Source organism: Erythrobacter sp. A6_0, assembly GCF_017744235.1.
GTDB lineage: Bacteria > Pseudomonadota > Alphaproteobacteria > Sphingomonadales > Sphingomonadaceae > Qipengyuania.
Map to the genome: position 1 here is coordinate 228,425 of NZ_JAGHQR010000003.1, position 23,767 is coordinate 252,191.

21 protein-coding genes are annotated in these 23,767 nt (G+C 64.7%); 9 read left to right on the top strand and 12 right to left on the bottom strand.

The annotated features are described in order from the left end of the window. Window positions 1-18 precede the first annotated feature (18 nt). Both J7347_RS09915 and J7347_RS09920 read right to left on the bottom strand, forming a co-directional pair. The gene (locus J7347_RS09915; protein WP_067683068.1) at window positions 19-303 is read right to left on the bottom strand and encodes an integration host factor subunit beta; all 285 of its coding nucleotides are present in this window, start codon (window positions 301-303) and stop codon (window positions 19-21) included. A gap of 182 nt (window positions 304-485) precedes the next feature. Further along, window positions 486-827 carry a GntR family transcriptional regulator gene (locus tag J7347_RS09920; RefSeq protein ID WP_209161899.1) on the bottom strand — a complete coding sequence of 114 codons (342 nt, stop codon included), beginning with the start codon at window positions 825-827 and terminating at the stop codon, window positions 486-488. 265 nt (window positions 828-1,092) lie between these two features. On the opposite strand from J7347_RS09920, the gene J7347_RS09925 reads away from it, so the two are divergent. The 5 genes from J7347_RS09925 to J7347_RS09945 all read left to right on the top strand — a co-directional run bounded on the left by J7347_RS09925 (window position 1,093) and on the right by J7347_RS09945 (window position 7,060). After that, entirely contained in the window at window positions 1,093-2,964 is a 1,872-nt protein-coding gene (locus tag J7347_RS09925) for a peptide MFS transporter (RefSeq protein ID WP_209161900.1), read from the top strand. 122 nt (window positions 2,965-3,086) lie between these two features. Beyond that, entirely contained in the window at window positions 3,087-4,469 is a 1,383-nt protein-coding gene (locus tag J7347_RS09930) for an amidohydrolase (protein ID WP_209161901.1), read from the top strand. After that, window positions 4,466-5,839 (top strand): amidohydrolase family protein, encoded by a 1,374-nt coding sequence (locus J7347_RS09935; RefSeq protein ID WP_209161902.1) that lies wholly within the window; start codon window positions 4,466-4,468, stop codon window positions 5,837-5,839. Before J7347_RS09930 ends, J7347_RS09935 begins: the two co-directional genes overlap by 4 nt. A 5-nt stretch (window positions 5,840-5,844) precedes the next feature. Further along, complete coding sequence (locus tag J7347_RS09940) at window positions 5,845-6,345, top strand: FKBP-type peptidyl-prolyl cis-trans isomerase (protein ID WP_209162091.1); 501 nt, start codon at window positions 5,845-5,847, stop codon at window positions 6,343-6,345. 40 nt (window positions 6,346-6,385) lie between these two features. After that, on the top strand, window positions 6,386-7,060 hold the full coding sequence (locus tag J7347_RS09945) for an NnrU family protein (RefSeq protein ID WP_209161903.1): 675 nt from the start codon (window positions 6,386-6,388) through the stop codon (window positions 7,058-7,060). A 1-nt stretch (window position 7,061) separates the two neighbouring features. On the opposite strand, the gene J7347_RS09950 is transcribed toward J7347_RS09945, so the two are convergent. From J7347_RS09950 to rpe, 7 genes are all read right to left on the bottom strand, one after another. Next, window positions 7,062-7,862 (bottom strand): crotonase/enoyl-CoA hydratase family protein, encoded by an 801-nt coding sequence (locus J7347_RS09950; protein ID WP_209161904.1) that lies wholly within the window; start codon window positions 7,860-7,862, stop codon window positions 7,062-7,064. After that, complete coding sequence (gene dxs / locus J7347_RS09955; protein WP_209161905.1) at window positions 7,859-9,781, bottom strand: 1-deoxy-D-xylulose-5-phosphate synthase; 1,923 nt, start codon at window positions 9,779-9,781, stop codon at window positions 7,859-7,861. The genes J7347_RS09950 and dxs overlap by 4 nt, the downstream gene beginning before the upstream one ends. A 104-nt stretch (window positions 9,782-9,885) precedes the next feature. Continuing rightward, entirely contained in the window at window positions 9,886-10,353 is a 468-nt protein-coding gene (locus J7347_RS09960; protein ID WP_067683050.1) for a transcriptional repressor, read from the bottom strand. 61 nt (window positions 10,354-10,414) lie between these two features. After that, window positions 10,415-11,083 (bottom strand): peptide-methionine (S)-S-oxide reductase MsrA, encoded by a 669-nt coding sequence (msrA, locus tag J7347_RS09965; RefSeq protein ID WP_209161906.1) that lies wholly within the window; start codon window positions 11,081-11,083, stop codon window positions 10,415-10,417. Between the two features lie 241 nt (window positions 11,084-11,324). Further along, a complete protein-coding gene (gene purH / locus J7347_RS09970) occupies window positions 11,325-12,914 on the bottom strand; it encodes a bifunctional phosphoribosylaminoimidazolecarboxamide formyltransferase/IMP cyclohydrolase (protein WP_209161907.1) in 1,590 nt (529 codons plus the stop codon). A 4-nt stretch (window positions 12,915-12,918) separates the two neighbouring features. Further along, window positions 12,919-14,766, bottom strand: coding sequence for a heparinase II/III family protein (locus tag J7347_RS09975; protein WP_209162092.1), 1,848 nt, complete (start codon window positions 14,764-14,766; stop codon window positions 12,919-12,921). 77 nt (window positions 14,767-14,843) lie between these two features. Next, window positions 14,844-15,518: a ribulose-phosphate 3-epimerase gene (gene rpe / locus J7347_RS09980; RefSeq protein ID WP_067683038.1), complete on the bottom strand. Its 675-nt coding sequence runs from the start codon at window positions 15,516-15,518 to the stop codon at window positions 14,844-14,846. A gap of 349 nt (window positions 15,519-15,867) precedes the next feature. Between rpe and J7347_RS09985 the strand changes: the two genes are divergently transcribed. Then, complete coding sequence (locus J7347_RS09985; RefSeq protein ID WP_245173993.1) at window positions 15,868-16,311, top strand: DUF2141 domain-containing protein; 444 nt, start codon at window positions 15,868-15,870, stop codon at window positions 16,309-16,311. 9 nt (window positions 16,312-16,320) lie between these two features. Here the strand turns inward: J7347_RS09985 and J7347_RS09990 are convergent, their stop codons facing one another. The 3 genes from J7347_RS09990 to J7347_RS10000 all read right to left on the bottom strand — a co-directional run bounded on the left by J7347_RS09990 (window position 16,321) and on the right by J7347_RS10000 (window position 19,553). Next, on the bottom strand, window positions 16,321-17,223 hold the full coding sequence (locus tag J7347_RS09990) for a hypothetical protein (RefSeq protein ID WP_209161908.1): 903 nt from the start codon (window positions 17,221-17,223) through the stop codon (window positions 16,321-16,323). Next, window positions 17,220-18,269 carry an acylglycerol kinase family protein gene (locus J7347_RS09995; protein ID WP_209161909.1) on the bottom strand — a complete coding sequence of 350 codons (1,050 nt, stop codon included), beginning with the start codon at window positions 18,267-18,269 and terminating at the stop codon, window positions 17,220-17,222. Before J7347_RS09995 ends, J7347_RS09990 begins: the two co-directional genes overlap by 4 nt. A 114-nt stretch (window positions 18,270-18,383) precedes the next feature. Continuing rightward, on the bottom strand, window positions 18,384-19,553 hold the full coding sequence (locus J7347_RS10000) for an alpha-hydroxy-acid oxidizing protein (protein ID WP_209161910.1): 1,170 nt from the start codon (window positions 19,551-19,553) through the stop codon (window positions 18,384-18,386). A 171-nt stretch (window positions 19,554-19,724) separates the two neighbouring features. Here J7347_RS10000 and J7347_RS10005 point away from each other — a divergent pair, with 171 nt between their 5' ends. From J7347_RS10005 to J7347_RS10015, 3 genes are read left to right on the top strand one after another with little or no spacing between them, the layout of a single operon-like run. Further along, a complete protein-coding gene (locus tag J7347_RS10005; RefSeq protein ID WP_209161911.1) occupies window positions 19,725-21,839 on the top strand; it encodes a TonB-dependent siderophore receptor in 2,115 nt (704 codons plus the stop codon). After that, window positions 21,839-22,432, top strand: a complete 594-nt coding sequence (locus J7347_RS10010; protein WP_209161912.1) for a hypothetical protein — start codon at window positions 21,839-21,841, stop codon at window positions 22,430-22,432. Before J7347_RS10005 ends, J7347_RS10010 begins: the two co-directional genes overlap by 1 nt. Continuing rightward, window positions 22,429-23,742, top strand: a complete 1,314-nt coding sequence (locus J7347_RS10015; RefSeq protein ID WP_209161913.1) for a PepSY-associated TM helix domain-containing protein — start codon at window positions 22,429-22,431, stop codon at window positions 23,740-23,742. Before J7347_RS10010 ends, J7347_RS10015 begins: the two co-directional genes overlap by 4 nt. Window positions 23,743-23,767 lie beyond the last annotated feature (25 nt).

The window sequence follows — 23,767 nt, forward strand, 5'->3', positions numbered from 1 at the left end:
TCGCGTATGGGCGCGCGCCTATTCTTCGTCGTTGAGGGCGCGGCGCATTTCCTTGCCGGGGCGGAAATAGGGCACGCGCTTGGCCGGAACGTCTACCGACTCGCCGGTACGCGGGTTGCGCCCGGTGCGCGCCGCGCGCTCGCGCGTCGAGAATGCGCCGAAACCGCGCAATTCCACGCGACCGCCTTCGGCCAAGCGTTGGGCGATCTCATCGAAGAATATATCGACGACCTGTTCGATCTCTTCGGATTTGAGGCCAGGATTGTCCTTGGCAAGCGTATTCAGCAATTCGGATCGTATCATCTAATGCTCCCGGCGTGCCAGGATGGCCCCACCCATGCCCGTAATTTTCGCGACCCATTGCAACACCGCGCCCGGATCTTTGCAAGCGACCCGCTCGGCGTTTCCCGCGCTGATACGCATTGCATACGCGATTTGCAATCGCCTGCGGCCTAGGATGACGCGTTGGCAGAGCTCGCGCTGTCTCAGGCTGGCGAAAGCAGATCCTCGGCGTCCAGGCCAAGCCGATCGATCCGTTCGCGGATCGCGGGCCATTCCTCTTCGACGAACTGGCGCCGCTCGGATGCCTTGAGCCGCTCGGTCGCGCCTTCGACCACATACATGCCCACGCCGCGCTGGACTTCGACGAGCCCATCCGTCTGAAATTGCTGATAGGCCTTGGCGACCGTCAGGGGATTGGCCCCCTGTTCCGCCGCCAGCGCGCGCACCGACGGAAGCATCGCGCCTTCGGCATAGCGCCCATCGAGGATCGCGGCGGCGATCTGGTCGCGCAGTTTGAGATAGACGGGTTGGGACTGGTTTTTCATCGCGGATTCCAATGGCGAGCGACCGAAGGCCGCCTCAGTGCCATAATACAGCGCGGCGCGCAAGGTTTCCGTACTTTACGCAATTTTGTACGCCGTGGGCATCCCTAACTCCGAAGGGAGTGCCTCAGGCCGATACGAAATCTGTTGCCGCTGTAACTAAGGCTTCACATGCGCGCCGAACCCGTTAGGTTGCGCGTTTCTTCGGGGAGGAGCGGTCGCGCAACGTCGCAGTGCGCTCCGAAAAAATTAGGGATACGGGATACTCATGGTCGAAGGTGCCTTTTTCACGTTCGGTTCCGCGTACGAGATGTGGGCCTTCCGCATCGCAGTGATTGCGCTGGTATCGTTTCTGATCGGCGGGATGGTCCTCGTCACCCGCCCGCAGCAAGAGGTCATCGGGCACCCCAAGGGCCTGTTCCTGCTGTTCATGGCCGAAATGTGGGAGCGCTTCTCCTATTACGGCATGCGCGCCCTGCTGATTTTCTACCTCGTCCAGCACTGGCTGTTCTCCGACAGCGAAGCTTCGGTGATCTACGGCGCCTACACCGCGCTGGTCTACATCGCCCCGGTCGTCGGCGGCTATCTGGCCGACCGCTATGTCGGCCAGCGCAAGGCCGTGCTGTTCGGCGCCGTGCTGCTGACTTTCGGCCACTTCTTCATGGCCTTTGAAGGTGATGGAACGTTGGGCCAGGACAACCCGATGCTCAACGTCTTCTGGCTGGCTCTGGCACTGATCATCGTCGGCTCGGGCTTCTTGAAGGCGAATATCTCGGTGCTCGTCGGCCAGCTCTATTCGCGCACCGATATTCGCCGCGACCCGGCTTATACGATCTTCTACATGGGCATTAACGTCGGCGCGGCGACCGCATCGATCATCTGCGGCTATCTCGGTCAGACGGTCGGATGGGAATACGGCTTCGGCCTTGCCGGTTTCGGCATGTTGATCGGCCTCGTCTTCTTCGTGATCGGCAAACCCCTGCTGCTCGGCAAGGGTGAACCGCAGCACCCGGAACGTATCGCTGGCGGCAAGGAATATCTGATCTACGCGGCGGGCCTGGGAATGGTCGCACTCTGCTGGCTGGCCATCCAGTATCAGGAACTCGTCGGCGTCCTTCTCGGCGGCTTCGGCGGCGCGCTGGTGGCTTACGTTCTCGCCATCGTGACCTTCCAGATGGCCTATGGCTCGTGGAAGCAGGCGCCGACGGTGCCGTTCTTCGTCTATATCTCGAGTGCGGTCGGTCTGATCGTTTCGTTGATCGCAGCATCGCAGGGTGGCGCTGCCGCGCCCTACGCCGCTGGCGCTTCGCTTGTGGTTCTGATCGGCGTCCTCATCCAGCAATCGCTGGTGAAGACCTTCCACGAACGCGACCGCATTTTCGCGGCGATGTTCCTGATCCTGACCTCGATCGTGTTCTGGGCGCTGTTCGAACAGGCGGGCTCCAGCCTCAACCTGTTCACCGACCGCCATGTCGATACGCAGGGCGTCAGCGCCTCGATCTTCCAGTCGGTCAACGCAATCTACATCGTGCTGCTGGCCCCGCTGTTCGCCATTCTGTGGCAGAAGCTCGCCGCGAAGGGCGCGGAGCCCAGCACGCCCATGAAGTTCGGCCTCGCCGTCGTCCAGGTCGGTCTCGGCTTCCTGGTCCTGGTTTGGGGCGCGAAGAGTGTCGGCGTGAACGTGCCGACGCCCGTGATCTTCATCTTCCTTATCTACCTGCTGCACACGACCGGCGAATTGTGCCTCAGCCCAGTCGGTCTGTCGGCGATGAACCGATTGAGCCCGGCGCACATCGCGTCGCTTGTTATGGGCACGTGGTTCTTCGCGTCCGCGACGGGTAACTTCGCCGCTGGCCTGATCGCTTCGGCGACCGGCGCGGAAGGCGTCGGGGAAGAGGCGGGCAAGCAATTGGTGCTCGACGTCTACGGGACCGTCGGCTGGTGGGCAGTCGGCATCGGTGTCGGCGTCATGGTCCTCAGCCCGTTCGTCAAGAAGCTGCTGCACCTCGACACGATCCGCGACGACGATGTCGGCGACGATCTCGAAGGTCAGGCGGGCGCCGGTCTCGAAGCGCAGGAAGGTGGCCTTCACCCGTCGACCAATCCGCAGGCGCCGGGCGTTCACGAGCAGAACCGCTGATCCGAGCTGTCGCAATTCGTCGCATATCGGACGAACGGACTTGACCAATATGGGGCCGGGGCGCGATGCTCCGGCCCTATTGATTCAGGCCCCGAGAAAGGGGCTCAGGGGAATGGGGTTTCATGGCCAGATATCTGAAGACGCCGCTCACCGCGCTGGGGCTGATCGCCGCCGCCGCGCTTGCCGGGTGCAGCACGACCGGTGAAGGGGGCGAGACGGCATCGACCCGCGCGCCCACCACTGCGAACGGCGAAGCGCCCTACGCTTCGACCTACAAGCCCTATCCCGGTCGCCCGACCGCGCTGGTCGGCGCGACGATCTATGACGGGCGCGGCCAGCGGATCGACAACGGCACCGTGCTTTTCCGCGATGGCAAGGTGGTCGCCGTGGGCGATGCCTCGCTGGCGACGACAGGCTATGACCGGATCGACGGGGCGGGCAAATTCGTCACTCCCGGCGTGATCGACATCCATTCGCATCTCGGCGACTACCCCACGCCCAGCGTGGACGCGCATTCGGACGGGAACGAGGCGACCAGCCCGATGACGCCCGAAGTCTGGGCCGAACATTCGGTCTGGCCGCAGGATCCGGGTTTCACCCGCGCGCTCGCCAATGGCGGCGTGACGGCGCTCCAGATTCTGCCCGGTTCCGCCAACCTCACCGGCGGGCGCTCGGTCACGCTCAAGAACGTGTCCTCGCGCACCGTGCAGGGCATGAAGTTCCCCGGCGCGCCCTACGGCATGAAGATGGCGTGCGGCGAAAATCCCAAGCGCGTCTATGGCGGCAGGGGCCGGATGCCGTCGACCCGCATGGGTAATTTCGCGGTCAACCGCCAGATGTGGCTCGATGCTCAGGCCTATGACGGCAAGAAGCGCGATCTCGGCAAGGAGACGCTGAAGGGCGTGCTCGACGGCGAGATCCTGATCCACAACCACTGCTACCGCGCCGACGAAATGGCGCTGGTCATGGATATGGCCAAGGAGATGGGCTACAAGGTTACCGCCTTCCACCACGCGGTCGAAGCCTACAAGATCGGCGATCTGCTGCGCGAAAACGACGTGTGCAGCGCGATCTGGGCCGATTGGTACGGCTTCAAGATGGAAGCCTATGACGGCATTCTCGAAAACGCGGCCTTCCTGCGCCAGGCGGGCGCCTGCGTCGTGATCCACTCCGACGATGCGAACGGCATCCAGCGCCTCAATCAGGAAGCCGCCAAGGCACAGGCCGCCGGGCGGCGCGCCGGGATCGATATTCCCGATGCCGAAGTGGTCGGCTGGTTCACCTACAACGCCGCCAAGGCGATGGGGATCGAGGGCATGACCGGCAGCCTAGAGGCGGGCAAGATGGCCGATGTCGTGCTGTGGAACGGCGATCCGCTGTCGGTCTATTCGCGGCCCGAAAAGGTCTGGGTCGACGGCGCACTGTTGTTCGACGCGATGGACAGGAAGCGCAGGCCGGTGAGCGATTTCGAGCTCGGCCAGCCGGGTGAAGGAGACGTGAAATGAAGAAGTTTGCGCTTCTCCTCGCCAGCGCTGCCGCTGCTCTCGCCGGCCCTCTCGCCGCGCAGGATTTCGCCATCACCAATGCCACTGTCGCGACCGGCGACGGCAGCGATCCGGTCGAGAATGCGACCGTCGTCGTGCGCGGCAGCAAGGTGGTCGCGGCAGGCACCGGCGTGGCCGTGCCCGCTGGCGTCCAGACGATCGACGGCGCCGGCAGCTGGGTGACGCCCGGCCTCGTCGCCAGCGTCACCTCGCTCGGCCTGTGGGATGTCGGCGCGGTCAGCGAATCGAACGATACCAGCGCGGGCAATTCGCCTTTCAGCGCCGCGCTCGATGCCGCACCCGCGATCAATCCCAATTCGCAGCACATCCTGGTCCACCGCGCCGCGGGCGTGACCCGCGCGGCGAGCGTGACCATGCCCGCAAGCTCGATCTTCGGCGGGCAGGGATCGATCATCGATCTGGGCGCGGATATGAACCCGATCACGCGGGCGCGCGCCTTTCAGGTCGTGACGCTCGGCGAAAGCGGCGCGCGGCTCGCGGGCGGCAGCCGGGCGAGCACGCATGCCCTGTTCCGCAACGCCCTTCGCGAAGCGAACCAGTTCGGAGAGGACGGACAGATCCCTGGCGTCGCCTCGCGCCCGGCGGAACAGAGCACGGGTGACGATCTGCCGATCGATCCGCGCCTCGCCGACAACCAGACGCAGCGCGGCGACGATTCGCTCCTGACCCGCTTCGATGCCGCTGCGCTGGTCCCGGTGGTGCGGGGCGAGCAGCAGCTTTACGTCATGGTGGAGCGCGCCTCCGATATCCTCGCCACGCTGGCGCTGAAACGCGATTTCCCGCGCCTCGACATGGTGCTGGTGGGCGCAAGCGAAGGCTGGCTGGTCGCGCGCGAGATCGCGGCGGCCAATGTCCCGGTGATCGCCGACGGGCTGGACGATCTGCCCACCAATTTCGAGGAGCTGGCCTCCACTCAGTCAAATATCGGCCGCATGGTCAAAGCGGGCGTGCGCGTGGCGATCAACGCTGCCGCGATGGAGAATCCGCGCAATCTCAACCAGTATGCGGGCAATCTGGTCGCCTTGTCGCGCGTGCCGGGTGCCGATGGCCTCAGCTGGGGCCAGGCCTTTGCCACCATCACATCGGTCCCGGCGCAGATCAGCGGATTGTCCGGCCGAGCCGGGATGCTGACGCCCGGCGGCATGGGCGACGTCGTGATGTGGGACGGCGATCCTCTGGAAGTCGGTTCCATGCCCACGCGGGTCTTCATCGACGGGGTCGAACAGCCGCTCGAAAACCACCAGAGCCGCCTCAAGGATCGCTATCGCGATCTCGACACCAGCGACCTGCCCAAGGGTTACGATTGGTGAGCGAGATGCGATCGACGATCCTGACGCTCGCCGCGGCCTTCGTGGCGGTAGGGGGCTATGCCGCCATCGCCCAGACTGCGCCCGAAGCCGGGCCGGACCGGTCGCAGGACATCGCCTGGATGAACGGCCAGCAGGCCTATCTGGCCGGGCTGGATGCGGCGGATGGCTGGCGCTTCCTCGATGGCGGGCTGCGCTGGCGCCGCACGGAAGGCGACGGCAGTGGCGCGCATCCCAGCGTCGCCGACACGGTGACAGTGCATTACGAAGGCACTTTCACCGATGGCGAAGTGTTCGACAGCTCCTTTGCACGGGGTGAGCCCGCAACCTTTCCGCTCGGTCGCCTGATCCCCGCCTGGCAGAGAACGATCCCGCTGATGGGCGTGGGCGACACGATCGAAATCGCCGTGCCCGCCGATCTCGGCTACGGTCCGACCGGCAAGGGGCCGATCCCCGGCGGCGCGACGCTGTTGTTCAAGGTCCAGCTGATCGACATACCGGGCGACTAGATCGGATCACGGGTCGCGGAAACCTTGGGGAGACCACACCATGGACCCGCTGACCTCGCTCGCCGCCGCCTCGATCGCGTTGGTGGGCACGCATTTCGCCCTCTCGCACTCCTTGCGCGCGCCGCTGGTCGCCATGATGGGCGAAGGCGCGTTTCGCGGGATCTACAGCCTCGTTGCGGCGGGATGCATGGCCTGGATGTATCTGGCTTTCAAGCAAGCGCCCAGCGCCGATTTGGGCGGCAGCGGCACAGTGGGCTGGATCGTCGCCACCATCCTGACTCTGCCGGCGCTGGTGCTCTTCCTCGGCTCGCTAAAAGGCAATCCCGCCCTCCCCGCACCCGGCGCACGTAAAGCGGCGGCGCGCAATCCCGCAGGCGTGTTCGCAGTCACCCGTCATCCCATGATGTGGGGTTTTGCCCTGTGGGCGATATCGCACATCGTGTTGTGGTGGAGCTGGCGCACGGTGATCGTCGCGCTCGCTATCCTGATCCTGGCCCTGATCGGCGCGCGCCTGCAGGATCATAAGAAGGAAGCGCTGATGGGTGCCGATTGGGCGGGGTGGGAGCAGCGGACCAGCTATTGGCCGCGCTGGACGCGCCTTGCCGGAGTGAGTTCGCTCCTGTGGCTGGTGGGGATTGCCGGGTGGCTCGGCGTCACCTGGCTCCACATCGGGGCTGGCGGCATCCCTGCCGGTATCTGGCGCTGGATCGGGTGAGCTAGGCGCCGGTAAAGCGCGGAGGCCGCTTCTCGAGCAGCGCGTCGACCCCTTCCGCATGGTCGGCAGTGGTGTGCATCAGCGCCTGCGCATTCGCGGCCATTTCCAGCGCCGTATCGTAGCTGGTTCCGCGCCCCTGCCGCATCAGATTCTTCGCCTGTCGCAAGGCATGCGGCGGCATGGCGGTGATTTTCGCGGCCAGCGCACGCGCTTCGTCGGTCAGCGTATCGGCTTCGACCACCCGGCTGACGAGGCCCCAGTCGAGCGCCGTATCGGCATCGATCACATCGCCGGTATAGAAAAGCTCCGCCGCCCGCGCCTCGCCGATGATGCGCGGCAGGATCCAGGTGCCGCCATCGCCGGGAATGATGCCCAGTTTGAGGAAAGTGACGCCGAACTTCGCGCGCTCGCTGGCGATGCGCATGTCCGCAAGGCAGGCGAGATCGCATCCCAGCCCGATGGCCGGGCCATTGACCGCCGCAATCAGCGGCACGCGCAATCCGTAGAGCGCGCGCAGGAGCTTGTGGATGTTGTTGCGATAGCCGTCCGCGATTTCCGGCGCAGTGCCGCCGAAATTACCGGTCTTTTCCTTCATCGCCTTGATGTCGCCGCCCGCGCTGAAGGCCCGCCCAGCTCCGGTGAGGATCACGCAGCGCACGTCGATATCGCCGTTGATCGCATCGCAGGCCGCAGCGAAGGCGTCCCCGTCGCCCGATGCTCCGAGCGGGTTCATGTTGTCGGGACGGTTGAGCGTTAGGGTGGTGACGTGCCCTTCGCGCTTGATCCGCAGCAGATCCGTCAAGCCCGCGCTTCCTCGACGCCAGTGCTGTTGTGTCGCAGCGCCGCCAGAACCGTATCGACGATCTGCGGCGCGTTGAGGCCCGCCTCGTCATACTGCTTCATCGGATCGTCCTGATCCTGGAACACGTCCGGCAGGCGCATGGTGCGCACTTTGAGGCCATTGTCCGTCAGCCCGGTATCGCTTGCGAAGGTGAGGACATGCGCGCCCAGACCGCCGACCGCGCCTTCCTCGACCGTGACCACGACCTCGTGGCTGCGCATGAGTTTCTCGATCAGATCGGTGTCGAGCGGCTTGGCGAAGCGCATGTCGGCGACCGTGGTCGACAACCCCTTGGCCTCCAGCTGGTCGGCGGCTTTCTTCGCTTCTTCGAGGCGCGCGCCGAGCGACAGGATCGCGACCTTGGAGCCTTCGCGGATCATCCGCCCCTTGCCGATTTTCAGCTTCTGCGGCGTTTCGGGCATTTCCACGCCCACGCCATTGCCGCGCGGATAGCGGAAGGCGATCGGGCCTTCGTCGTATTCGGCGGCGGTATAGGTCATGTGGACTAATTCCGCTTCGTCCGCTGCGGCCATCACCACGAAGTTGGGCAGGGTTGCCAGATAGGTCACGTCGAACGATCCGGCATGGGTGCTGCCGTCCGCGCCGACCAGCCCTGCGCGGTCGATCGCGAAGCGCACGGGCAGGTTCTGGATCGCCACGTCATGCACCACCTGGTCGTAGGCGCGCTGGAGAAAGGTCGAATAGATCGCGGCGAAGGGGCGCATGCCCTGCGCGGCGAGCCCTGCGGCGAAGGTGACGCCATGCTGTTCGGCAATGCCGACATCGAAGGCGCGGTCCGGATGCGCCTGCGCGAAGCGATCGACGCCCGTTCCCGAAGGCATGGCAGCCGTAATGGCGCAGATGCGATCGTCGGTTTCGGCGAGCTTTGCCAGCGTATCGCCGAACACGTTCTGATAGGCGGGCGGCCCGGCCTTGGATTTGGCCTTCTCGCCCGTGACGACATCGAATTTCGGCACGCCGTGATATTTGTCGGCGCTGTTTTCGGCAGGGGCGTACCCTTTGCCCTTGGTCGTCACGACATGGATCAGCACCGGACCCTGCTCGCTGTCGCGCACGTTTTCGAGCACCGGGATGAGATGTTCGAGATTGTGGCCGTCGATCGGGCCGACATAATAGAAGCCCAGCTCTTCGAACAAAGTGCCGCCCGTCGCCATGCCGCGCGCATATTCCTCGGCCTTTTCGAGCCCGCCCCAGACGCGGCGGCCGAGCTTCTTGGCGATCTTCGAGGCCATGGTGCGCAAGCCCAGATATTCGCTGCTCGACACCATGCGCGCGAGATAGGCGGAGAGGCCGCCCACCGGCGGCGCGATCGACATGTCGTTATCGTTGAGGATCACGACCAGGCGATTGCCCGCCTGTTCGGCATTGTTCATCGCTTCGTAGGCCATGCCCGCGCTCATCGCGCCGTCGCCGATCACCGCGATGCCGCGCCCGGGCTTGTCCTGCATCTTGTTCGCCATGGCGAAGCCCAGAGCCGCGCTGATCGAGGTGCTGGAATGCGCCGCGCCGAAGGGATCATAATCGCTCTCGCTGCGCTTGGTGAAGCCACTGAGGCCCCCGCCCTGGCGGAGGGTGCGGATGCGATCCCGCCGTCCGGTCAGGATCTTGTGCGGATAGCACTGGTGGCCGACATCCCAGACGAGCTTGTCGTTGGGCGTATCGAACACGTAATGGATAGCCACGGTCAATTCGACCACGCCGAGACCCGAGCCGAGATGCCCGCCGCTGGTGCTGACCGCGTCGATCATCTCGCTGCGTAATTCATCGGACAGCTGGCGCAGCTGGTCCTTCTTGAGCTGGCGAAGGTCGGAGGGAAGATCGACAGTGTCGAGCAGGGGGGTCTTGGGCGGTGAATTCATAACACCCACCCTTATACCCGCCATTCGGCCCTGTCGATAAGGGGTGCTAACGGCGCGGCATGAGCATTTCGTGAGCGGGAAATGAAGCGACGCTCAGCCTTTCGTCACGCAGCGCAATTGTCGCATAACCCACGCAATTCCACCACCGGGCGGACATCGGCGAAGCCCGCATCATGGCCTGCCTCGCGCAGAGCCCCGGTGACGCGCCCGTCATCCAGATGCCTGGCGCGCCCGCAATCGTCGCAGATCAGAAAGATGCAGTCGTGGCGGCAACCGGGATGGGTGTTGACGAGATAGGCGTTGGCGCTTTCGATGCGATTGGCGAGATTGGTACGCACGAACAGGTCGAGGATGCGATAGACGCTGTTGGGCGCCACGCGCTTGCCGCGCGTTTTCGAAAGATTGTCCGCGATATCGTATGCGGAGGCAGGAATTTCGTGCCGGGCGAGCTCTTCGAACACGGCCTGGCGCATGCCGGTCCATTGTTCGCCCGCTTCGGTCAGCGAACCGCGCGCGGCTTCGGTCAGCGCTTCGCCGGAGTGCTCTTCATGTCCGTGGTTGTGATGCGTCATGCAGGGAAGGTAGGCCGCGCGGCTCCCGCCTGCAAGCGGGACCGGCGGCTTGCGGCCCGCCTCAGTCGCGCTGGAAGCTGGCGCTGTAGACGCCGGGATAGAGACGCTTGAGCGCCGCGATCTTGGGTGCATCCCAGCGCTGGATATAGCCGTGGTTCGGATTCTTCGCCGCGAAATCCTGATGATAGGTTTCCGCCGGATAGAAGGCTTGTGCGCGTACGACGTCCGTCACGATCGGCTTCGACCATTTCCCGCTTTTTTTCATCTGCGCGAGGTAGGACTTTGCCACGGCAGCCTGCTCGTCGGACATCGGAACCAGCTTGGCATCGTAATGCGCGCCGCGATCGGGGCCCTGGCGGTTCTTCAGCGTCGGATCGGCGATCACCGAGAAGAAGATGCGCAGCAATTGATCGTAGCGGATAACCGAAGGATCGTAGGTGACCTTCACTGCTTCGACATGATCGGTGATGCCCGAAGAGACGAGATCGTAATTCGCCTGACGCTTGGTCCCACCGTGATAGCCGGACACCGCGCTTTTCACGCCCTTCACATGGCTGAACACGCCTTCGACACCCCAGAAGCATCCGCCCGCGAAGATCGCGGTCTTGAGGCCGCTTTCCTTGGCGGTGCGCTCGGCCTGAGGCGCGGCGACCACTTCGGCGGCGTTGGCGGTTCCGCAGGCGGCGAGAGCCAGAGTCGCGGCGGCGAGGAGCGAGGAGCGAATCTTCATGCGAACAGCGTGGTGACGGCCTGGCCGAGGCCGGGATTGGTCAGCGCCACGGCAATCCCGCCGAGCAGGAAGCCGATGCCGAAATTGCGATAGAGGTCGGAGGTGAAGAGGGGCATGATTCTTATCTTTCTTGCGTCTTGCCCATGTGGATACGCGACCGGCGATTTCCACCGGCTTAATAAAATCTGCAAGTTTGATGAACGCGCGGCGAGGCGAGCGTCCGGCCCGCCAAAGCGAGCCGTCAGTGCCGGAAGTGGCGCATCCCGGTGAAGACCATCGCCAGATCGTGCTCGTCGGCAGCGGCGATCACTTCCTCGTCGCGGATCGATCCGCCCGGCTGGATGATCGCGGTCGCGCCCGCTTCCGCTGCCGCCAGCAAGCCATCGGCGAAGGGGAAGAACGCGTCCGAAGCGACCGCGCTGCCCTTGGTGCGCGGTTCGGCCCAGTCGTAGGTCTCGGCGGCTTCCTTCGCCTTCATCGCGGCTATGCGGCTGGAATCGCGGCGGTTCATCTGGCCTGCGCCGATACCGGCGGTCGCGCCGTCCTTGGCATAGACGATGGCGTTCGACTTGACGTGGCGCGCCACGGTCCAGGCGAACAGGCAGTCCTTCAGCTCCTGCTCGCTCGGCTGGCGCTTGGTGACGATCTTGAGATCCTCTTCCGAAATCGCGCCATTGTCACGCGTCTGCACCAGCAGCCCGCCCGCGATCACCACCTGCGTCACACCGGGGCGGCGCGGATCGGGGAGGCCATCGGTGATGAGGAGGCGCAGATTCTTCTTTTTCGCAAAGGCTGCGCGCGCCGCATCGTCCGCGCCGGGCGCGACCACGACTTCGGTGAAGATCTGGCAGATCGCTTCGGCGGTCGGGCCATCCAAAGGCACGTTGGTCGCCACGATCCCGCCGAACGCCGAAACGCTGTCGCAATGGAGCGCGTCGGTCCACGCATCGATCAAATTCTTGCGCTGCGCCACGCCGCAGGGGTTGGCGTGCTTGACGATCACGACGGCCGGATCGCCGCCCGCAAACTCGGCCGCCAGCTCCAGCGCCGCATTGGCGTCGTTGTAATTGTTGTAGCTAAGCTCCTTGCCCTGGACCTGTTCGGCCTGGGGCAGACCCTTGGCGACGACGCGCTGGGGAACATACAGCGCGGCCTTCTGGTGCGGGTTCTCGCCATAACGCAATTCGCCCGCGAGACTGCTCGCCATGGCGCGCCTGGCCGGGAACATCTCGCCCTGATCGGCATAGGCGAACCATTGCGAAATCGCCGCGTCGTAGGCGGCGGTCGCGGCAAAGGCCTTGGCCGCCATGCGCTTGCGGAAATCGGTGCCGGTCGCGCCGTCCTGCGTTTCCAGCTCTTCGATCAGCGTGTCGTAATCGGCGGGATCGGTCAGGATGGTCACATAGCGGTGGTTCTTCGCGGCGGAGCGCACCATGCTCGGCCCGCCGATGTCGATGTTCTCGATCACCTCGTCCCGCTCCGCGCCCTTCGCCACGGTCGCTTCGAAGGGGTAGAGATTGACCACGACGAGATCGATCGCACCGATCCCGTGCTCGTCCATCGCAGCGGCATGATCGGCATCGTCGCGCACGGCGAGGAGGCCGCCATGCACCTTGGGATGCAGCGTCTTCACGCGCCCGTCCATCATCTCGGGAAAGCCGGTGAGTTCGGACACGTCCTTCACCTCGAGCCCCGCATCGCGCAGCGTCTTCGCCGTGCCACCGGTCGACACCAGTTCGACGCCGCGCGCCGCGAGCGCCTTGCCCAGTTCCGCCAATCCGCTCTTGTCGGACACCGAAAGCAGCGCCCGTTTGATCGTCACGTCCGTCACAAAATTATCCCATTTTCTTGAGCAGCCAGGGGAACGACCCCCCGCCGCGCGAGGTCAGACCCTCGATCACCAATTGCTGGATCGGCTGCGGGCGGCCTTCGCCATCGACCCACAGGCTCTCCTCTATGCCCAGCTCGCCTTCGACACCGCCGAGGCGCAATTGCCAATAGCTGCCATCGGGCAGAGCGAGCCCGGCGCCGCGTCGGTCCTCCGCCAGCCGCAATTCGATATGCGGGCCGATATGGAAGCGGATCGCGAAGCCGATCTTGCCCCGCTGGCCGCGTTTCTTCGCGGGTTCGAGTATATCCTCGCCGCGCAATTCGCCGCCATCGCTCGACAGCATCAGGATGCGACGATGGATCAGGCCGAAGCGTGAGGCATAGCCGTCATGGCTCGCCTCCAGCCGTTCGGCCTTGCGCTTGCCGCTTTCGACCATGCTGCGCGTGACATCGACTTCTTCCACGCCCTTGCCGATCTGGCCCTTGATCAGGATCGCGGTACTGTTGGCATCGTCCAGCACCAGCGTCGAATGGGCAGCGGTGGCGCGCAGGCCCTGTTCGATCCGCACCGGCACTTGCCCGCCCGCCAGCTCCGCCCCGCCGCAATTGACCACGATGCGCTGGTCGCCGTGCGAGAATTCGAACGCGAGCGTGGAGGCGCAGCCGAACCGGGCGTGGCGCGGGCGCGGCGGCGGCGCGGCATCGAACTGGAGCACGCTGCGGCCCGCGCTGGCCATCTGATAGCCCCAATGGCTGGTATCCCTGGCGGGTCGGGCGCGCACGCCGCTCGCCGCGAGCAGCGCCTCAATGGTGGCGGCAGGCGTTGCCGCCGCGCCCTGCCACGATCCCAGCCCGCCATCCCCATGCCGCAGCGTGAGGAGCGGCGGCACCAGCAGGCCGAGCATCGTCTCGATAGCGCGCGGCGGCGCACGGCCGACCGCATTATAACAGGCAGCCAAATCGACAAGCAGCGCGATCGCGTCCATCTGCGCCAGCGGGCTGCGCGACAACACGCCGCCATCGTCACTCACCGCCTCGCCCAGTGCGCGCAGCATGCCCGCCTCGCCATAGACGCGCCGCGCCCGCCCATCGGGCAGCAGCAGACCGGCGGCCACGATCGCGCACCAGCCGGTCAGCGCGCCGAAGCGATCCTCCGCCGATTCGACATGACGATCCAGCCAGCGTGCGGTCTGTGCCATCGCTTCGAGCAATCGGGGGCGCAGCGCGGGTCGATCGCCCACCAGCACGTTCGGCGCGTGGATCAGCCACGCCATCAAACGCTGGCCCGCACGCTCCACCGTCCAGGCCGGGCCCTTGGTGCCTTCGGGATTGGCATCGAGCCAGGCGCCGAGCACACGCTCCGCCACGGCAACGCAATGCTCGCGCGGAGCGCAGGTGGACAGGTCGCGCAGCCAGGAAAAGCCGTGAACGCTGCGCGCGAAAGGCGGCGTCAGGCGCGCACCGGGGCCAAAATCCATCTGCGCGATCGGAGCGCGCACGCCGTTGACGAGGAAATGCCCCGCCCTGAGCGCCATACCCGCCCCGCGATCGCCGAGCCCGCCCTCGCCCGAAAGCGGGCTGTCTACTGTCGCCAGGAGGCGCGGCTTCGATGGCTTGCGCAAGGGGGAGGCGAGAAGCGAGGGCGACATGCCCACGCGGTAAGCCCACCGCAGGATCGCATCGAGCGGCCCGGTGCGCGGCACGGAGAAATCAGCCAGCGCAAGCGCCCGGCTCGATTCGAGCGGAGCGGTATCGGCGACGGGTTCGCGCCCCACAGGATCGGCACCGGCCAGCGCATGCGGCTCGTCATCGGCGGCATCGTCGAAGGGAAAGGCGCTCTGTTCGCGCTCCATTGCGGGAGCCTTCTCGCGCAACGAGTCGGATGCCGCATCGTCCGGCCCGGCTCGCCGCATTTTCAGCGAGCCGTCACTCACGCCGCCTCGCCCCCGGCGGCCTTCAGCGCGGCGATATTCTCGGCATAGCACTCGGCCCCGCCCTTGAACGTTGCCGATCCGGCGACGAGCACATCCGCCCCCGCCTCGACGCACAGCCGCGCGGTCTCGGCGTTGACGCCTCCATCGACCTCCAGCCGGATATCCCGCCCGGTCCTGTCGATGCGATCGCGAATCGCGGAAATCTTGGCCAGCTGCGAATGGATGAAGCTTTGCCCGCCGAAGCCGGGATTGACGCTCATCACCAGAACCAGGTCGACGAGGTCCATCAGATTGTCGAGCACTTCGACCGGCGTGCCCGGATTGAGCACGACGCCCGCTTTCTTCCCCAGCCCGCGAATCGCCTGGAGCGTGCGGTGGATATGGGGCCCCGCCTCCGGGTGGACGGTGATGATATCCGCCCCGGCCTCGGCAAACGCTTCCAGATACGGATCGATCGGCGCGATCATCAGATGGACGTCGAACGGCTTGTCGGTGTGCGACCGCAAGGCTTTGACCACTGCCGGGCCGATCGTGATATTGGGGACGTAATGCCCGTCCATCACGTCGACATGGATCCAGTCCGCGCCCGCAGCGTCGATCGCGCGCACCTCCTCGCCCAGCCGTGCGAAATCGGCGGAAAGGATGGAGGGGGAAATGAGCGGCGCGGCCATGGCGAACTCGGACAGACGGTGTTTGATCGATCCGGCGACCCGGCCAAGGGGCCGATTACGCCGGATACGCGGGCGTGCGCGCTCGATAGGGGGGCGAGACGGCAAACGACAAGCGTTAGGCCTCACCTTATCCACCGAACAGCACCCCCCGCAAGAAGGGTGTTCGCGGGCAAATTCAGCCCTAATTCAGCGCCGGAAGACTATTGCCGGGCCATATCCAGCGCATAACCGGTCTCGTACCGCTCTTCCGAGCGACCGGCGCGCGCGACATGAACGGACAGAAAATATCATGGCTTTACCCAAATCGACCAAGCTTTCGGCCCTCTGTGGCGCCGGCGCTGTCGCGCTGATGGCGCTCGGTTCGGCAACGCCCGCGATGGCGCAATACGCGCAGGAATTGCGCCACGATCCGGCGCGCTGCAATGCGGGCTCCGCCGTGTGGGTCAACATAACCGGCATCAAGCCCGGCGGCGGCACGATGCGCATCCAGTCCTATCGCGCGACGAAGGACGACTGGCTCGAATCGGGCCGCTGGCTGAACCGGATCGAATTGCCTGCGCGCGCCGGTTCGATGCGCGTCTGCATGCCGCTGCCCGCATCGGGCCATTACGGCATCGCCGTGCGGCACGACGTCAACAATAACGGCAAGACCGACCTGTCGACCGATGGTGGAGCGATGTCGAACAACCCTTCGCTCAACATCTGGAATCTCGGCAAGCCGAGCTACAAGAAGGTCGGCTTCGATGTAGGGCGCGGTGTCGAATCGATTTCGATCACCATGCGCTACCGCTGAGGCGCGCCGCTATCCGGTGCGTTTTTTGCGCCGCGCACGCCACAATTCGTAAGCCGCGCCGGGCATCGCCAGTAAAGGGTGACGCGCGCGGAAGGGCGTGACTTCGAGCGCGATGCCGGTGTGCCGCTCCAGCTTCCACGCGCCATAGGCCGCCGCATTGTCGAAAGTGGTGGTGGCCTTGGCGAGCCGAAGAATGTTGAGCGGCTTGCCGAGCCGCCTGCGCGTGGTCCACCAGCGGAGAATGCGGCGCCGTTCCCCGGCCTCGACATACGAGACGAGCTCATCGCCCGAACGCTCGAACGCAATGCCCGCAGCCTCCCAGGCGAGCGGCAGAAGTCCGTGGAAATGCGCTTCGTTCGCAGCGAGGATCGAATCCTCCCGGCCCGGCGGCTCGACCCGGAATTCGGCCGCATAGGTCTCGCGGAACAGCGCTCTCCAATAAGTGTTCGCTGGACCTCTTGCTGGACCGAGCGCCGCCGCGAGCGCTCCTGCAGTCACGGCGGCACTCGCTACCGCCTCGACGACTTTCCTGCGCACGCCGTCATCCCTGGCCCAGACCAGCGCGCTCGGCTGGACGAATCGCGCCCAGATCGTGGTGTCGCGGGATCGGCCTGCGGCGGCTTTCGCAAACTGTTCGAGCGACAGCGTCGCCGTCTTCGCGCGCAGAACCATGCCTTCGATCTCGCGCTCGTGATAGCCGACGCGCGGCCAGATCCTTTCCTGCTGTCGACCCGGCAGAAGCAGATAGAAATCGAGCACTCCGTCGAGCGATCCGGTCCGCAGGTTCGACCCGTAGAACAGCACGGCATCGGCCCCGGCTTCGCGGGCGAGCGCTTTGGCGAACGCAGCCACCCCCTCGCGCACTTGCGCCGCAAGGCTCAAAGCGACCCGATCGTGCAGCGTTCCGCTCACGCGCTTACGAAGGTCAGTTCGGGCCCTTGCGCGACTCTGTAGCGCCCAGCGGGAAAGGCCTCTCCGTCGAGAATGAACTGATCGCCGATCTCGAATTCGAACGCCTCGACATCGCGCTGGTGATAGCCGCCGCGCTCCAGCCAGCCGGGCCGCCAGCCCGCCAGGATCAACGGAAGGCTGGCCATCATCCGCCGCCGCGCCCGGTCCAGCACGGCGAGTTTAAGCCCGCTGCGCTTCGTACCGAACATCTTCAGGCCCAGCGGCATGCGGTGCAGAGTCGATGCCATCAGGATCATCCGCCGCGAGGGATCGCCATGGCCCGAATGCGCCAATTTCTCGCCTCCGGGGAATAGCCGGACCGTCATCTCGACGCCGCGCCGCCAGGGATTGTCGTTCGCTCCGAACATCCCCTGCACCACGCCCCAGGCGCTTGTCATGCCGACGGCGAGACTGTCGAACAGGCCCATCGAATGCGCTTCCTGCCCCGCGCGTACGCCCAGCGTGAAGGCGCCTGCGCCCAGAATGAACCCGCGCACCGGCAGGCGCTCGCTCTCACCCGTCAGCGCGCTGATGTCGAGCGGGCGGCGCGTGACCCGGCTGCCGGTCTCGAAGGCGTCGATAGCTTCGGCCAGCGACCAGTTTGCCGGAGCGCCGATATCGACATTGAGCGCATTGGTCTTGCCCTTGGGCAGCACGGCGAGCACCGGCCAATCGTCGCCGAACACTTCCGCACCGCATGTCAGCACGTCGCGGACCGTGCCGTCGCCGCCGCTGATGATCAGGTAATCGATGCCGTTTGTCGCGAAATCTTCGAGGACGGAGGATATCTGGCCGCGCTTTTCCGGCGTCGCCAGCATCACGCGCTCGCGATCGCCCAGCGCCAGATCCTGCCCCTTGTTGCGGTGGCTGCGCGGATTGTAGATCACGCCGACACGCGGGGCGCTCGCGTTCGCCTCGTCCGGTCCACGCGGAGCACGCCCGATCGCAGCCGCGCCTGGCCGATCTGCGTCCGGCCTGTCGCCGAATTCGTGGATGGAGCTGCTCATCGAACCGTTCGTGCCTGAAACCCGCCGCGACAGACCCGATTTCGCGCCCAATTGCAATGCCGCGCCCGCATCCGGCCCCCGAGATCGCCCCCGAGATCGGCTGCCGATGACGATCTACCGGGCTAGGCTCAGAGACGCTCCGGCGGATCGCACCGCTGCAAGATCGGGATAACCGTTCACGGCCATCAGGAGGTCGGCCTCCGCCAGGATGGAATTCAGCACATGCGCCGCGCCCGCATCTCCGCCGATCGCCAGGCCGTATGTGTAGGGGCGACCGATGCCGACCGCCGTCGCTCCAAGCGCGATGGCCTTGACCACATCGGTTCCGGAGCGGATGCCGCTATCGAACAGCACCGGCGTATCGCCTGCGCCCTCGACCACGTCGGGAAGCATGTCGATCGCGGCGATACCGCCATTCGCCTGCCTGCCACCGTGATTGGAGCAATAGATCGCATCGACCCCGTGATCGGCGGCCTTCCTCGCATCCTCCCCATGGCAGATACCCTTCAGCACGATCGGCAGATCGGTCAGGCCTCTGAACCATGCGATGTCGTCCCAGGTCAGCACCTTGCCGAACACCTTCGTCCACATCGCGATGGCGGCCGCAGGATCGTCTTCGGGCGGGCGGTCGAGAAGGCTGCGAAAGACCGGATCGCTGAAATAGTTTTCCAGAACCTTGCCGCGCAGCTGAGGGAAACTGGCCGAATTGAGATCGCGGGGGCGCCAGCCGGTCACCCATGTATCGAGTGTGACGACGATCGCGCGATAGCCTGCGTCCTTCGCACGCGTGAGCAGGCTGGCCGTCAGATCCTCGCTCTTGGGGGTGTAGAGCTGGAAGAAGCCAGGCACGTCGCCGGCTGCTGCGCAAACCTCTTCCATCGGGCTGTTCGAAAGGGTCGAGGCGCAGAATGGCACGCCGGTAGCGGCCGAAGCGCGGGCGGCGGCCAGATCGCCTCTGCGATCCTGCGTCACTTCGCCGTTCAAACCGATCGGAGCCATGAAGATCGGCGATGGCAGCTTCAGGCCGAACAGGTCGATCGACAGATCGCGTTCGGAACAATCGACCAGCATGCGCGGCACCATTCCCCAATGGCGAAACGCCTCCGCATTGCGATCCTGCGTGTATTCGTCGCCGCAGCCGCCCTGCACGTAATTCAGCAACGAAGGGGAAAGCGCCTTTTGCGCGCGAGCCTCCAGCGTAGCGAAATCGACCGGATAATCGGGTAGAACACCTCTGAGGCCGGCATTGTAGATGGCATTTTGCATATCGCCGTAGTGGGCCATGAGCCTCCCCTTCCTCGCTGCAAGCTTTTGTCCGCCCGCCTTTCTTCAAGGCTAGCGGGAACCAGCAGCCTTACCAAGCCCCGACAAAATCGATGGCCGTAGGATCACTGCAGTTGCAAATGAGAATGACTCGCACTAGCAGGCGGTCAGATTTCATTCAGGGAGCTCATTTTGAAACCGCTTTTCCTCGTATCGACGGCAATTTTCGCGCTTGCCTCCGCATCGTCCGTTGCAGCCCAGGATCAATCTGCCCAGACTGGCGATCCCGACGACGGTGCCGATCAGCAAACGATCATCGTTACGGGTAGGCTGACCGACTTCGGGGCCACCAAATCGGATACTCCAATCGTCGAGACGGCCCGGTCCATTTCGATCGAGACGGAACAGGATTTCGAAGAAAAAGGAGCCCAGTCGCTGGACGATGCGCTGACCTATTCGGCCGGGGTAACGGCCGAACCGTTCGGCTTTTCCACCCGTGGCGATTTTGCGCAGGTGCGCGGGCTCGATGCGCCCGAATATCGCGACAATCTGCAATACCTGTTCGGCTTCTACAACACGACCCGGCAGGACATCTACACGCTGGAGCAGGTGGAAGTGCTGAAAGGCCCCGCCTCGGTTCTCTACGGCGCGGGTTCGCCCGGCGGTATCATCAATGTGGTCACCAAGCGCCCGCATGGCGTAACCAAGGGCGAGCTACGCCTCGATTACGGCAGCTTCGATCGCAAGCAGATCGCGACCGATATCAATATTGCGGTGCCCGGCGCTGAGGATCAGGCGCAGTTCCGGTTCGTGGGTATCCTGCGCGATGCCGATACCCAGATCGATGAGGTCAATGACGACAAGCTCGTCATCGCGCCTGCGCTCACCCTGCGCCCCGGATCCGGTACCGAAGTGACGGTACTCGCCAATTATTCCGAACAGCGGTCCGACACCGCGCATCAGTTCCTGCCGGTGACGGGCACGCTTTTCGCCGCTACCAGCGGACGGGAAATCGATCCTTACGAATATCACGGTGCGCCGGGCTTCAACGCCTACGATACGGACAGCTTCGCGCTGACACTTCTTCTCGAACAGCGCCTGAGCGATGCGTTCTCTTTCGAGGCCGTCGGTCGCTTCGTCGATTCGCAGGCGGATTATCGGCAAGCCTGGATAGCCTTCCAGGGCAATGGCGTCCCTCGCATAGACGCGAATGGCGACGGCGCCTGGACCTATTACCTCGCGGACAATCGCAGCGAACAGCTCGCGGTGGATGCCCGCCTGCGCGGCGAGTTCTCCACCGGCCCGATCCGGCATGAAATGCTTGTCGGCGTCCAGCGCCAGGACGTGTTCACCGATTCCGACACTGCCTATATCTTCAATGGCGGCACGCTGAACGCCTTCGACCCGCAGTACCGCAATGTGCTCAGCGTGGACGAGGTCCGCCAATTCCAGCGCAACAGGCCCCGCAATTACGTCGATTCGACCGGTTTCTACATTTCGGATCAGCTGAACTGGGGCTCGCTCGTCGCCAATGCGGGCGTCAGGTTCGACAGCGTCGAAAATCGGGTGGAGAACGGCACCACGCAAGAGGACGACGCCACCAGCCTCAGCTTCGGCCTGCTGTGGCGCGGCCCCGCGGGCATTTCTCCCTATGTGAGCTATGCCGAAAGCTTCGAACCGGTCGTCGGCATCGATACCTTTACGAACCGGCAATTGCTGCCGCAGGAAGGGCGCCAATACGAAGCGGGTATCAAATGGCAGCCCCCCGGCATCAACACCCTCGTCACGCTGTCGGGTTTCGATATCGAAGTGTCCAACCTGCCGAACCCTGCTTCGCTGGTGGGCGGCAACAGCCAGCAGGAAGGGATATCCAAGGTTCGCGGAATCGAGTTCGAAGGCAATGCGCTGATCGGCGGGCTCAGGCTTGATGCCAATGCGAGCTATCTCGACGCAGAGGATCCGAACGGTTTCGCCCTGACTTCGATTGCAGATTGGCAGGCCTCGCTATTCGCCCTTTATAATTTCGATGGCGCGCTGGACGGCCTCAGCCTGGGCGGCGGTATCCGCTATGTCGCCGGAAACGAGAGCAACGGCATTTCGGCGCTCGACGGCACTCTGCTGACGTATCGGACGGATGGGCGGACAGTGGGCGATCTGTCGCTCGGCTACGAATTCGACCGGTTCGCGTTTCGTCTGACTGCGCGCAATGTCACCAATGAAGAGTATTTCGCGGTCTGCCTCGTGCGGGGGGACTGCTTTCCCGGCGAGAAGCGCAGCATAAACGGCTCGCTGAGCGTCAGCTTCTGATGGGAAGCGATGCCCTGCTCTGGATGGCGGCTGCGCTGGCAATCGCCGGCGTAGCCGTCCTGCGCCTGTCCTGGGAACGGCCCGCCCGTTCGAGAGCGTGGAACATCGCCGGTTGGGGCGCACTGTTGGCCGCGGTTCTCGCAGGCGACGCCGTTGCGGGAGAGTGGGGGATCGCCGCCACCGTGCTCGTCATCATGTTCGCCGCATTCGTCGTGCTCGCTTTTGCGGCGGCCAAGCCGGCACGCAAAGGGCGGGCGACAAAGGGGCGGGCGAAAATCGCCAGGACCAGCCCCCGGACTATCGAAGAGACCGCCCCCGAACGGCGATCGGGCTTGGTCACCTTCGCGCTTGCCGGGCCGATTTCATTGGCCGCGAGCGTGCTGCTGGCGCTCGCCGTGAGAGCCATGGTCCTGATGGCCGGAGGCGCGGAGGCGGATGGCAATGTCGCCGTCCTCGCAACCGTTCCGATCGCCTGGCCCATCCTCTCCTTCGCGCTGCTGATGATGTCGCGGCGCATAAGGCAATGCGCCTTGGTGATGGGCGTTGCCGCCGTTTCGGCACCCTTCCTCCTGCTCCAGAACGGTACGGTATGACCATCGCACTATCCAAACAGACCGTTCGCAAGGCGATCTCGGCGCATTCGGCGCTGGGCCTGATCTGCTGCGCACTGCTCTATCTGATCTGCGCCACCGGCACCGCGATCGTCCTGTACGAAGAGTGGCAAAGGCTCGAACAGCACGACGCGCCTGAAATGACCGCCATCGCACCTGCCAGCGTTCAGCGCGGTATCGAGAACGTGCTCGCCGCCGAAAGCGATCGCCCGACCACCACGCATCTCTACGTCCATCTGCCAACCCGGGATCTGCCGCGCGCCACGATCACCACCGATACGCAAGCGGTGCATATCGACCGGAGCGGCGCCATCGCGATGCCGGAAGAAAACGCCTGGGCCGAGTTTCTGTTGGCACTGCATTATCGCCTCAATCTGCCCGCAGTGATCGGAATGTCGCTCGTGGGACTTTTCGGCGCCATGCTGGTCGCGCTCACCATCTCCGGTATTGTCGCCCACCCGCGCATCTTCCGCGACGCCTTCCGGCTTCGTGCGCGCAGGGCGGACGCTGTCGCCACGCTCGACTGGCACAACCGGCTGGCAGTGTGGACCATTCCCTTCGCTCTGGCGATTGCGCTCACAGGAGCGATGATCGGACTGTTCTACATTTCGGGGGTCGGTCTTGCGTCGAGCGGCTATGGTGGCGACAGCGAAGCGGCGCTTGCTCCGGTATTCGGCGCCGAGCCCGAAGGCGATCCTGCGCCCGCGCCGATCGCGGAGGTCACGCCTGCACTCGCCTTCATGGAGCGCGAATTCCCGCAGACCATTCCCTATTACGTGATCCTGCACGATCCGGGCACTGCGGGCCAGCACGTCCAGATTATCGCCGAACATCCCCGGCGCCTGATCTTCGGCGAATACTATGCCTTTTCCGGCAAGGGCGAGTTTCGCGGCACCGTCGGCCTGGCGGATGGGACGGTGGGGCAACAATTGGCCGCGTCCACCTATAATCTCCATTTCGGCAATTACGGCGGGCTGCCGGTCAAGATCGCTTACATTCTCTTCGGCCTGGCGATGACGGTGGTGGTCGCGACCGGCACGTTCATCTGGCTCGACAAGCGAGAACGGGCCGCAAGGCCATCGGAACTTCTTCGCGCGGCATGGTGGGGCTTTATAGTCGGAGTACCCGCCGGAGTCGCTGCGACGCTGTTGGCACGCCTGGCCATGGGAAATGGAGCGCCGTTCGTCGCGATCTTCTGGGCAGTTTGCCTGCTCGCACTTGCGCTGAACCTGCTGCGCTTCAAACGAAGGGGAGGCGTCCTGAAAGGATATATCAGGGTTCCGACTGCATGAACAATCAGCCGCAAACGTCCAAACC

Excerpts from the sequence above, each read along its gene's own strand:
- J7347_RS09915 (WP_067683068.1), bottom strand. The coding sequence starts at position 303 with ATGATACGATCCGAATTGCTGAATACGCTTGCCAAGGACAATCCTGGC.
- J7347_RS09920 (WP_209161899.1), bottom strand. The coding sequence starts at position 827 with ATGAAAAACCAGTCCCAACCCGTCTATCTCAAACTGCGCGACCAGATC.
- J7347_RS09925 (WP_209161900.1), top strand. The coding sequence starts at position 1,093 with ATGGTCGAAGGTGCCTTTTTCACGTTCGGTTCCGCGTACGAGATGTGG.
- J7347_RS09930 (WP_209161901.1), top strand. The coding sequence starts at position 3,087 with ATGGCCAGATATCTGAAGACGCCGCTCACCGCGCTGGGGCTGATCGCC.
- J7347_RS09935 (WP_209161902.1), top strand. The coding sequence starts at position 4,466 with ATGAAGAAGTTTGCGCTTCTCCTCGCCAGCGCTGCCGCTGCTCTCGCC.
- J7347_RS09940 (WP_209162091.1), top strand. The coding sequence starts at position 5,845 with ATGCGATCGACGATCCTGACGCTCGCCGCGGCCTTCGTGGCGGTAGGG.
- J7347_RS09945 (WP_209161903.1), top strand. The coding sequence starts at position 6,386 with ATGGACCCGCTGACCTCGCTCGCCGCCGCCTCGATCGCGTTGGTGGGC.
- dxs (WP_209161905.1), bottom strand. The coding sequence starts at position 9,781 with ATGAATTCACCGCCCAAGACCCCCCTGCTCGACACTGTCGATCTTCCC.
- J7347_RS09960 (WP_067683050.1), bottom strand. The coding sequence starts at position 10,353 with ATGACGCATCACAACCACGGACATGAAGAGCACTCCGGCGAAGCGCTG.
- msrA (WP_209161906.1), bottom strand. The coding sequence starts at position 11,083 with ATGAAGATTCGCTCCTCGCTCCTCGCCGCCGCGACTCTGGCTCTCGCC.
- J7347_RS09975 (WP_209162092.1), bottom strand. The coding sequence starts at position 14,766 with ATGGAGCGCGAACAGAGCGCCTTTCCCTTCGACGATGCCGCCGATGAC.
- rpe (WP_067683038.1), bottom strand. The coding sequence starts at position 15,518 with ATGGCCGCGCCGCTCATTTCCCCCTCCATCCTTTCCGCCGATTTCGCA.
- J7347_RS09985 (WP_245173993.1), top strand. The coding sequence starts at position 15,868 with ATGGCGCTCGGTTCGGCAACGCCCGCGATGGCGCAATACGCGCAGGAA.
- J7347_RS09995 (WP_209161909.1), bottom strand. The coding sequence starts at position 18,269 with ATGAGCAGCTCCATCCACGAATTCGGCGACAGGCCGGACGCAGATCGG.
- J7347_RS10000 (WP_209161910.1), bottom strand. The coding sequence starts at position 19,553 with ATGGCCCACTACGGCGATATGCAAAATGCCATCTACAATGCCGGCCTC.
- J7347_RS10010 (WP_209161912.1), top strand. The coding sequence starts at position 21,839 with ATGGGAAGCGATGCCCTGCTCTGGATGGCGGCTGCGCTGGCAATCGCC.
- J7347_RS10015 (WP_209161913.1), top strand. The coding sequence starts at position 22,429 with ATGACCATCGCACTATCCAAACAGACCGTTCGCAAGGCGATCTCGGCG.